Source organism: Pseudomonas brenneri (assembly GCF_007858285.1).
Classification (GTDB): Bacteria; Pseudomonadota; Gammaproteobacteria; order Pseudomonadales; family Pseudomonadaceae; genus Aquipseudomonas; species Aquipseudomonas brenneri.
This window is the reverse complement of record NZ_VFIL01000023.1, coordinates 18,038-28,031: the sequence shown is the minus strand read 5'-3', so window position 1 is coordinate 28,031 and position 9,994 is coordinate 18,038. Positions and strand designations below refer to the sequence as shown.

Sequence of the window (9,994 nt, the reverse complement as noted above, 5' to 3'; positions counted from 1 at the left end):
GATTACATCGAGATGTTCTACAACGCAAAACGCCGCCATGGTTTCAACAATCAGCTGTCACCGGTAGAGTTTGAAAAGCGTTACGCAATGAGCTTGCAAGGTGTCTAGAGAATCCGGGGCGATTCAGGTCAGCCAAGGCCTTGAGCATCGAGTCGCGGTTCGCCTCAAGCAATGCAAGGTCGTATTCCAGCGTTTTCAAACCGTGGAACACTTTGACGAAAGCGTCGTCCGATTCCTTCATCTTGACGGTGTTGCTCGATAGCCTCACTTCGTCTCCCAGCGACGGGTAGACTTCTTTCCGTTTTAGCTTCTTCTTTTTCTTGGCAGGCTCAGCTAACGGATCATCCGCGTCAGGACCATCGGCGACAGGGGCATCCGTTTCTTCGAGATACGCAGCCTCGGCAAGAATGTCTTCGATGTCACCTGCATCCAGCGCACCTTCCGCAAGCTCGTTGGCCTCTTCCTCCTCGAAAGGATCGGCGTCGGTTACGACAGCAACCGGGATCCGAAGTCCGTTTTCACCGAACAAAGGTAGGAAAGAATCGAAATTGAGTCCTTCGACACTGATCAAGCTGACCCCGAACTCTCGCAGGTCTAGCCCCATGAGCGTGGCCAGAGCATCGACGAGCATGAGCTCGGCGGCGCCTTCCACGAATATTACCCGGCGAGCAAAAAAAAGTTCGGCTCGGGTCACGTCCAGATAGCGTTCCAGCTTTTCGCGTTTTCCCTTACCAAACTTGATGTCGCGCGGGAAGAAGGTCTCTACGCCGGCATCGTTCTCAACCAAACACACCAGGGATTCGAGCTTGGAGTTGCTGGCAAAATTGGGGGAGTGACTGGTGACGAACAGCTGCACCGCCTTTTCACCTTCGCTCGTTGGCACGCCTGCGAGGTAGCGCAACAACACGCGCTGCAGCTGAGGATGCAAATGGGCTTCCGGCTCTTCAACAATCAAGCTGCGATACGCGGAGTCCGGATTCTTGGCCAGCTCGCTTAGCACTACCGCCATGAAAATCAGGTTGTTGAAACCCAGGCCATTCTGCTCAATTTCCATTGCTTGAGCCGTGAGGGAAAGCCGAGCAGATAACCGCTGAAAGTCCGTCGCGCTAAGCCCAACAGAGAGTGTCTGTGCCAATTGATCACCCATCATCAGGCCGTGTCGGGACGAAATCGCGGTATGGGTGTTCTGGATCGCTTCAGTCTGTTGGAGCTTTTCGTCCAGTTCCTTCAATGCTTGGTTAATCGCGTCACGGCCTGGTTCATCCGTGAGCATGTGAAGCAGACGTGCCAGCTGGCTGTTGCGGCTGGGTCGAAGTCCCTGAGCGGCATCCCGCAGGGGTTGGAGATAAACGCCCCTGAGGTTTTCCATCATGTCTGAGGTAAGGACCACGTCCTGATGATCGCCACACCAACGCTTCACCCTGAAGCGTCCTGTCTGATCTGCGTCGGTATAGCGGACATGGATATGGGCTTCCATGGTCTTATCAGCAGCAGGCTTGAGCGCAGCGATAAAGTCCGCTTCATCATCGTGACTTAAATCACGAAAGACAAAATGGAAGCTGATGTCGCCAGCCGGCTCGCCTTCAAGCGGACGGTGCCGGTCGGCGATATCAAGGCGGGGATACGGTTCGTCATGACCAGCGAGAAGGGTCCGAAGCGCATCCACTACAGCGCTTTTGCCAACATTGTTTGGACCTACCAGCACATTCAACCCAGGCTGAAATTTCAGCTTGGCGTCACGTAGCTTGCGGAAATTCTTAATAGTCAGCTCAGCGAGGTACATGAAAGTCTCCATCCGTGTTGTGCGGATAAGAGCCTATATGAGCTGAATTGCGCAATAGGGCTTCCTCTCTACGACTTCCAAGGTCCGGAAGGCGATCGTGCCCTAAGGTGCGAAAAATGGATGCTACCCCCGTCTCGCCATGCCCCTCTTCCCACACCCTACACCCAGCAGCACGGCGAGCACACTGAGTACGCCGAGGACAGTCAGCACAACTGAGCACCGAAAATCAGAAACAAAAACATGAAATTCATAAGGTTATAAATATTTTATGCGCGATATCGCGCAACTCGATTATCTGAACTAGCCTCATATCAGGAATTTGAGTGGTCTGTAACGTTCATTCGCGTGCATAGAAATGCGCGATATGAGCGTGTAATGACGGTTTGCCATCGTCAACAGATGCCCTGAAACTGGACGCAACAGAAAACGGATAAGGGCTGCACAATGGCCAACGCAAAACAGTCAGCAAAACGCCGCTTAACGATGGCGGAACGTGCCCAGCAACTGATGCTGGTCCACTTTCCCAACATTCCCGATGCGTTGAAATGGACGCGAAAAACCCACGACGGCTTTAGCACGATTCCACGAACCCTGCCCATTGCCATGCAGATTATTGACGCCGACTCGAAGGGGCAGCCTGCCGGGCACGTGCTGTTTTGTCTATGGGCCCGTATGCCCGATCATCCGGTCATAACGATCGAGAACCCCAGCACGTTTGCGGCTGAAGCTGGGTTTCTCGGGGAACGGGCCGTGGACACCTGGCGTCGCCGGATGAAGAAGCTCCGGGAGCTAAACTTCATCATGACCAAGCCTGGCGCTTCCGGTGAATTTCATTACGTGATGCTCACTAATCCTAACGCTGCGGTCGAGTGGATGCGCAACCACGGCAAGGTTCAGGATGGCCTGTATAGCCGCTTCATCGAGCGACTTCCGGAGATCGGTGCCTATGGAGACATAGAAGCGCTCCATGCCCATTGGGCCGCCCTCAAAGAAGCAGAGAAGGCGGCTGTGGCTGCTGAAGTTGCTAAGCAGGCATCTAGCCCCTCCGTATTGGACGAGCCGGCCCCAGCTCCACCCACCAAACCCAAGCGGATCAGGAGGACGAATGCTGATGCGTAGGAGAGTACGGGGCGCTAAGTGCTAATTCACCAACGGCGCCCTCAAAAATAAAGCCTTGGACCAGCTGAGGGGTCGAGTCTTGACCGGTCCGGGCTGTGGTGGTGCAACGCTTAGCTGATCGATACAACCTAGAGGAGGCCGAAAATGCAGTTACTTAGGAGAAGAGTCGCGGGCGCTGAGTGCCAATCCACCCACCTCGGCGCCCTCAAAAATAAAGCCCTGGACTAGCTGAGGGTCGAGTCTTGACTGGCCAGGGCTGTGGTGGTGCAACGCTTAGCTGACCGATACGACCTAGAGGAGGCCAAAAATGCAATTGCTGAGGAGAAGAGTCGCGGGCACCGAGTGCCAATCCACCCACCTCGGCGCCCTCAAAAATAAAGCCCTGGACCAGCTGAGGGTCGAGTCTTGACTGGTCAGAGCTGTGGTGGTGCAAGGTTAGGGGGACTAGACCTCGCTAGGAGTCTAGCACCCCCTTTATCTTTTCACGGAGGGGAGAATGCCTTTGAATTCTCACAGATTAACAAACGCTGTTTGGATATCAGTATCTGGCGCGTGCTAGAAGAAGTTAGCCCCGTACTGAGCTAAACAAGTGTTGCCATTTCAGAATGGTAATGTTGGGCCAAGTGAGGTGTTCACATGATCGAATCAATACGCAAACCAACCGCAAAAGGCCACCTCCTACTTCAGGAGGCCAGCAGTGGTCGCTTTGTGATGCTCGCATTTTTTGCAGAACCCTCGCAATACGAAGAAGTTAAGACCGCTCATTCAGGGCGAATCAAGGCTCTCCGAAGCTTTCGAGGCTGGGCAAAGGCCAAGCAGGGGAGGAGTCGTACTGACAAACTGTCCATGACTGCGATACAGAAGGAAATCCAGGAGTTGCAACAACAGATGCAGGCCCTGATGGACAGCATTGAACGCACCCAAGAAACCGTGACCGTTGACTTGGTGGTTCTGGAAGGTCTCACCGTTATGAATTCGGCTGTTGCACGTGAGATGCTCGACAACTCCCCTCCCCCAAACACCAAGCTCCAGGCCTTGCTTGCTCTGCGTTAAGGCTTAGGGATTGAAGCTCAGCACTATCTCGTACGCAAATCGATAGACCGCAAAGTTTTTGATTGCGATCTTACCCCCCTTAAGACTTATATCGCACAATAGGCCATCCAAGACAACACGTAGTCTATGAATTTCATCTACTCTTAAGAATCAACAAGCTACCAACTTTGATATAGCTAATCGAGCCGACCAACCCTAATTCCAGACTACAGTTGGGACTCCATCCCGCAACAACTGCAACTCCCCGGACCATTGAAGTCTTTGAGTATCAGTCCAACAGTTATTATCACCTAATCATAAAAACTTAACTTAATAGCTTCCGAACTTTTCGACACATCTTTGGTTGGTGCTCAATCGTTGGCGCAGGATATGAACACTCAACCGTAAAAAGCAGCATCGGCACAATATAAATTATCATACATCAGACTCGTCAAAAATTCGAAAAAAATGAACTACTTAGGTCCGCATTTTATGACGAGCCGCTATTATCTGACTGGCTTAGTAGCTACCCCCAGCGGATAAACGCCATAGCGGCCGTTTACTGGATAGTAATCCCCTTTGGGATTTTTTGACACAAAGAACAAATAACTTTTTCCAGTATCACAGCAGCTAGGCTGATTCTCCGGAATTGACCCGTTAAATATTATATTGACCTCCGTTGGAGGGGTTCCTTTCAGCACTTCAGTTGGGGTAGTGACTGCCAAATCATAGCCAAAATCTTGATTGTTTTTTATTATTTTTACGACAGAGCCGATAAATACGAAATCCGATGAGGCTACCTTTTCCTCAAGTGGCCATTTTTTTAGTTCGAGGCTGAACGCGGAGGTTGCGAACAGACTTGTGATGAAAAAAGTTGCTGCTAATGATTTACCCATAAAAGTTTTCATACTCATTCCTTGTGATTCCGGTCTGGAGCCCTAAGTGGCATTTTCATTTCTGTTCTTACTGTATTCTCATTCGAAACTGCGTTTCCTGTCTCAGACCCAACCATACGGGGAATAGCATGACCCACCATTTCGTGCATTAGACCAGCTCCTTGATCGGGACTTATAGTCCCCCCGTCTTTAGCGCTATAACTCGTCATTTCTTTGCCAACGGTTATAAGATTGGCAGAACCATCACGATATGAAGTTGTTGCTGCCCCACCAAGTTCAGAAATATTAACATCCCTACCTTGTTCGTGATCGAACAGGGTAGATCCTAATTTGATATATATAGAATTTTTGCTAGAAATGGCTTGCTCAAGTCGTGCACTGTAATGCTCCGAGCCTCCAGAACGGTTGTTGGCTCCAATCACTTCCAATCTGTTGGAACTATTGAAGCCAAATGTTTTTGACGCATAACTATTAATCATGCTGGCGATGGCCTGATTATTTCTACTGTCTACAGAAACAGCCTCTCGACCGTCTGGATCAACGAAGCGATACGGATTATTGTTTGCGTAAGAATATCGATTAAAACTATGAATTTCACTCGAGCTGACTTCTTTTGGGTCTATCCCCATGAATCGGCCAAGTACTGGATCATAATATCGTGCTCCCATATATGCCAAGCCAGTAGCGTCATCATATGCTTTTCCGTGAAAACCAATCTTGTTACTGTTACTAGACGAGGATCGATTCAGTTTTTCACCGTAAGGCTTGTAGTTCTCTTTCCACAGTAAGTTACCAGCCGTATCGGTGGCGGCTAGAGGGCTGCCGGAGATGTCATTATGAAAATATGTGACGGTATCTGCCTGTACGAAGTCGACTATTATCAGTGTACATAGTGATGTTGCTCCAAGCATGCGGCCAAGCTCTTTCAACACATCCATTTCATTTCTCCCTTTGCGTCCAGTCACGGGCTCACTCGCTGGGCAACACGTTTATCTCCCAGATAGAAGTACTCAGTGAGCTTATTGCCCTCAAGCTCAATCAATTGTTTACCTGAAGCATCGTACATCTCATAGGTTTTGTTACCGGCTTTGGTAATGCGGCTACGATGGTTGAGTGCATCATAGATGTATTCGATCTTACTGGCAGGTAGTGCACAGTTAATACATGCCAGATTGGGGACGTCGTTGTAGGTATAGCTATTACCTTGCCTACTGACTATATTTCCGAAAACGTCGTATCCGAAGCTTTCGGCACGCACTCCGCTGACAGCGACCAGGCGGTTACTTTTATCGTAGGCGTAATTCAGTACCGCCTGACCGAGAGTCTGCCTGGTTAAGTTCCCTACGCCATCATAGTCAAAATTACCTGCACCCCAGAACCCGGCGACTTTAGTCAGACGGTTGATGTCGTCATAATTGAGCGTGCGGTTGTATGCACTGTCAATACTATCGTTGATGGTCAACAGATTGCCGACGCCATCATAGGTGTATGTACTCCTGAGATAGGCGGCACTACCACTTTTGGTGGTTGTGAAGCTGGCTGGCCACAGGCGATTATTTTGCTCATAGCTACTGACGGCACCGTTGGCGTAAGTGATTTGCTTAACCAAGCCGGAGGGCCAATAAGTTACTTCATTGACATAGCCAGAAACGGTGGTGGGACGGCCCAGCATATCGGGAGTGTGGTTAATTACCCGGCCAGATTGAGGATAGGTGGTGCTAATAAGATGGTCGTTGGCATTGTAAGCATATTTGGCAGTAAAGCTCTTTCCGTCCAGTGTCAGAGTTTCCTGTAGACGATTGCCGACGACATCGTAAACCATGCTACGGCTGCCGTCAGTACTAGTACTGCTCATTAACTTTCCGGCCTTGCTGTAGGAGTTGCTGATGGCGGGAGTGGTTGGGGACTTTACACTTTTAACGCGATTCTGGCCGTCGTAGGTGTAGTAGGTAATGCCCGATTTTTCGACCTGTTTGCTAGTCATGTTGCCAGCAATGTCGCGACCGTAGGTCGTAGTGCCTGATTCTGGATTGATCACAGTGGTCAGGTAGCCATTCGTATTATAGCCATATATGCGAGTAAAAAGACCTTGCTTGACCACAGTAACCAGATCGCGGGGGTCTCGGTTCAACGTCAGGCTAGCACTCGGCTCTGGTGCAATAATACCCATCAGCTTTGACTGGTCGGGGTTGCCGTAGCCACGGTAAATGTAGGTAGTGACCTTGCCGCGCTCGTCTGTCACGGTACGGGAGGCTGCACCATATGCAATAGTCTGAACGGTGTTATCGGCATGTGTGATGCGGATCACCCGGCCCAGCGCATCGTACACATAACGGTTGCCAGTAGTAGCACTTGGGTCAGAGACAAATGCGCGGCGGCCCATGGCATCGTATTCATAGCGGGTTGTAATACCTCCAAGCGTGACGCTAGTCACACGACCAAACTGATCGTAGGAAGTCGTTTCGATCATAGTTCCGCGCACAACCCTCTTGCTGACAGGCGTATAATTCATAGTCAGCATGTTGCCTTGCGGTGGGATCATGGACGTAATACGACCCAGTCCGTCAAACGTGAACCTTGTGGTATTGCCTTCGCCGTTGGTCTCCGAGGTAATGTTGCCCACGTTATCCACCACACGAGTGAAACTAATGCCTTCGGGTTGTACTTCGGCCTGTGCAATACCGAATTTGTAATTAGAATATGTATGGACACGATTGCCGGGCAGGGTCTTACTGGCCAGATTGCCTTGAGTATCGTATGCAAAAGCTGTAGTTACTCCATCAATGGTTTCACTAAGTAGCTCGCCGCTGGTAGAAAAAGTACGTGTTGTAGCGCTTCCTGCGAAGGTCTCGGCTACAGGCTTTCCGATAACCCATTTCACCGGATCGTTGTACCAGGTCAAGGTTGTTGTACGATTGCCACCATTAGGGCCGGTTTCGATGCGACTGCCTGGGTTTCCATAGGTATCGTAGTTTGAATACTGCGTGGTGTAAGTCGCACCACCGCGCGAGATGACATGCTCTTGCAGCGCTGGTGCCCAAGTTTGATGGTCCTGTGAAAGGCCGAGTTCCCACACATAATTAATTTGGCCAGATAAAAGCCGCTGCTGCCATTTGAACGTTTCATAATCGCCATTTGGGTATACTGTTTTTACAGGCTGGCCTGTGAGCCAAAGTCTATTTGAGTAATTAGTCACTGCAACGTTGAGACTCCCCGAATAACCAAGCCCAATGAACTCATGATGCGTCGTCCCGTCCGGACCGGAGATGTCAGTTGTGTCGTACTCCCCCGTTCCCCCGAGCCCACCTCGGGTGTAGCGATACGACCACTGCTCGCCCGTGGATAGCGTTTTTCTCGCCACCCGCTCTACGCGAGAGGCTGATCTACTTTGAGCGGGTCCCCCATTGGCGACGAGGTTGCTATAGGTATAGCTGTAGCTAGTTTTGCCACCCGTGGGGTATTGGATACCAATTAGCTTTCTGGCGCTTGCAGTGCTTTCATTCAGGGGCTCAATGGGTACAAGTCCAGTTAGCCAGCCTTCCAAATAAGCACCTTCTTGATAGGTATAGGCCCACACGTTGCCAGCAGGGTCAGTCACTTTATTGAGGACATTCGAATTTAAACTGCTAGCAGCAAGGTAGCTGTACTGGACGGTTCGATTAGCACTGTCGGACAAAGAAAGCAGTTTGTTTGACGAGGGATCGTAATTTAACTTTATGAAGCGTCCGTCACTTGAATTAATCGACGTCAACACTGCGCTGGGAGAAGTGAACCCAGGATCGGACTGCGCGGTGTCTGCGTCACGGGATATGCCGGGGATGGTGATTGCAGGCGTGGAACCTATCTTCCTGTACTCATAACTTATCCAGTTGCCATGCAGGTCGGTGGCCTTCTTCGGCAAGAAATAAGTTTCGCTCAGTTCTGGGCCAACACTGAAGCGGTTACCAAATACTAGGACCATCTGTGTCATCCGATACTTGCCGATGTACCGGTCGCTGCTGTAGGTCCCCATGTCATAGATCACCCCAGTGGGCGAGGTCAGTGAAAGCGCGTAGCTGTCACAGCGTAGTTTCCAGTTGTCACGTGTTCTTGCCTCGAAAGGAGCACTCCAGAAGAAGGAGCTATCGCCGCCCTCAGGTTTCTTGAGGTTAAGGTCCGAGTAGGCCATGCCTTGGCCGACATGGTAGCCAGTTCCTGCACAGAGACTGTTGAGGGCAGACTCCCAGTATATCGAGCTGCCCTGGCCGAGCATACGGTATCGGTTTGGAATAGTAATCTTCGGGCCGGCAGATACGGTCCAGCCTAATCCCAATGCGGTCCACTCATAGCTATTTCTATAGGTAGCAAGCAACCCTGCTGACAGGCTGTGGAGATTGTAAATCCGGTGAACCGAAATATCCATTCCTGCTGGGCCAGGTAGTGTCAAATCAACCTGGCGAATCGTTAGATTACCACTATGCGGATCAATGCTGTCGATCTGGGCAGCTGTTGTAGCTTCCTTGGGAGGGAGTACATCCTCGATAGTGGAACCGCTTTCAGCAAGAGTAGCTGTGCTTACGAAGGACAACGCAGTTAGTAAGACTAGTGCTGGACGGTATTTGGACTTCATCAAAAAATTCAACTCCTTTTGAGGCATTACTCCTGCAAACATGCAAGGTTTGATGCGTGGGAATGTGTAGACCTAGATATAACAAAAATGTAAATATTAATTACATTCTATATTTAATTTCCATGAGCCAAATCTGCAGGTAGGTTATTATGGGTGTAGATCTCATAACATTGTTATTTAGTTCAGGCCACCACCCTCCCCCCTGAAATCTTTAATCGTCAAAAGTAAAATTTCACAACCGAAAACTGACGCTCTTCCACTCGGTCTTTTCCCGCGCTGACACATGCGGCTCTCTAACTTTTTTCTGGACCATCCCCTGCATTTGCGCATCACCGTATGGTTGATGGCTAGGCTTCCGCTGTCCGGATCAACTGACTCCACCCTCTGGCGGCATAAATCCCTTTAGGTTGAGGAGCGTTTACGACAAAGGGATGCCCCTGGGGATCGCCCAGGCTGGGGAGGCAGAAAGTAAAAGGCCTAGCGTTAACGCGCACTGTCGAGGAAAATCTCATCATTTCATTTAAACTCCCTGTATTAATTTGACCTTAATAACAT

Annotated in this window: 6 protein-coding genes and 1 pseudogene; 3 read left to right on the top strand and 4 right to left on the bottom strand. The window is 50.3% G+C overall.

Annotated features, from left to right (window positions below; genetic code table 11):
• Positions 1 to 108 (top strand): IS3 family transposase (locus FJD34_RS28610; protein WP_130926105.1); only part of this gene is annotated, 108 nt, incomplete at its 5' end.
• Between the two features lie 379 nt (positions 109 to 487).
• Here the strand turns inward: FJD34_RS28610 and FJD34_RS28605 are convergent.
• A pseudogene (locus tag FJD34_RS28605) lies at positions 488 to 1,783 on the bottom strand (ATP-dependent nuclease); the annotation flags it as partial.
• Between the two features lie 444 nt (positions 1,784 to 2,227).
• Between FJD34_RS28605 and FJD34_RS27940 the strand changes: the two are divergent.
• Positions 2,228 to 2,902 (top strand): hypothetical protein, encoded by a 675-nt coding sequence (locus tag FJD34_RS27940; protein ID WP_197677879.1) that lies wholly within the window; start codon positions 2,228 to 2,230, stop codon positions 2,900 to 2,902.
• A 636-nt stretch (positions 2,903 to 3,538) separates the two neighbouring features.
• Positions 3,539 to 3,955, top strand: coding sequence for a hypothetical protein (locus FJD34_RS27935; RefSeq protein ID WP_090292541.1), 417 nt, complete (start codon positions 3,539 to 3,541; stop codon positions 3,953 to 3,955).
• A 485-nt stretch (positions 3,956 to 4,440) separates the two neighbouring features.
• On the opposite strand, the gene FJD34_RS27930 is transcribed toward FJD34_RS27935, so the two are convergent.
• From FJD34_RS27930 to FJD34_RS27920, 3 genes are read right to left on the bottom strand one after another with little or no spacing between them, the layout of a single operon-like run.
• Positions 4,441 to 4,842, bottom strand: a complete 402-nt coding sequence (locus FJD34_RS27930; protein ID WP_090292543.1) for a hypothetical protein — start codon at positions 4,840 to 4,842, stop codon at positions 4,441 to 4,443.
• Positions 4,843 to 4,844: 2 nt separating this feature from the next.
• Entirely contained in the window at positions 4,845 to 5,768 is a 924-nt protein-coding gene (locus tag FJD34_RS27925; protein ID WP_090292544.1) for an RHS repeat domain-containing protein, read from the bottom strand.
• 23 nt (positions 5,769 to 5,791) lie between these two features.
• Positions 5,792 to 9,439: a hypothetical protein gene (locus FJD34_RS27920; RefSeq protein ID WP_223232764.1), complete on the bottom strand. Its 3,648-nt coding sequence runs from the start codon at positions 9,437 to 9,439 to the stop codon at positions 5,792 to 5,794.
• Positions 9,440 to 9,994: the final 555 nt, after the last annotated feature.

Excerpts from the sequence above, each read along its gene's own strand:
- FJD34_RS27940 (WP_197677879.1), top strand. The coding sequence starts at position 2,228 with ATGGCCAACGCAAAACAGTCAGCAAAACGCCGCTTAACGATGGCGGAA.
- FJD34_RS27920 (WP_223232764.1), bottom strand. The coding sequence starts at position 9,439 with ATGAAGTCCAAATACCGTCCAGCACTAGTCTTACTAACTGCGTTGTCC.
- FJD34_RS27935 (WP_090292541.1), top strand. The coding sequence starts at position 3,539 with ATGATCGAATCAATACGCAAACCAACCGCAAAAGGCCACCTCCTACTT.
- FJD34_RS27930 (WP_090292543.1), bottom strand. The coding sequence starts at position 4,842 with ATGAAAACTTTTATGGGTAAATCATTAGCAGCAACTTTTTTCATCACA.
- FJD34_RS27925 (WP_090292544.1), bottom strand. The coding sequence starts at position 5,768 with ATGGATGTGTTGAAAGAGCTTGGCCGCATGCTTGGAGCAACATCACTA.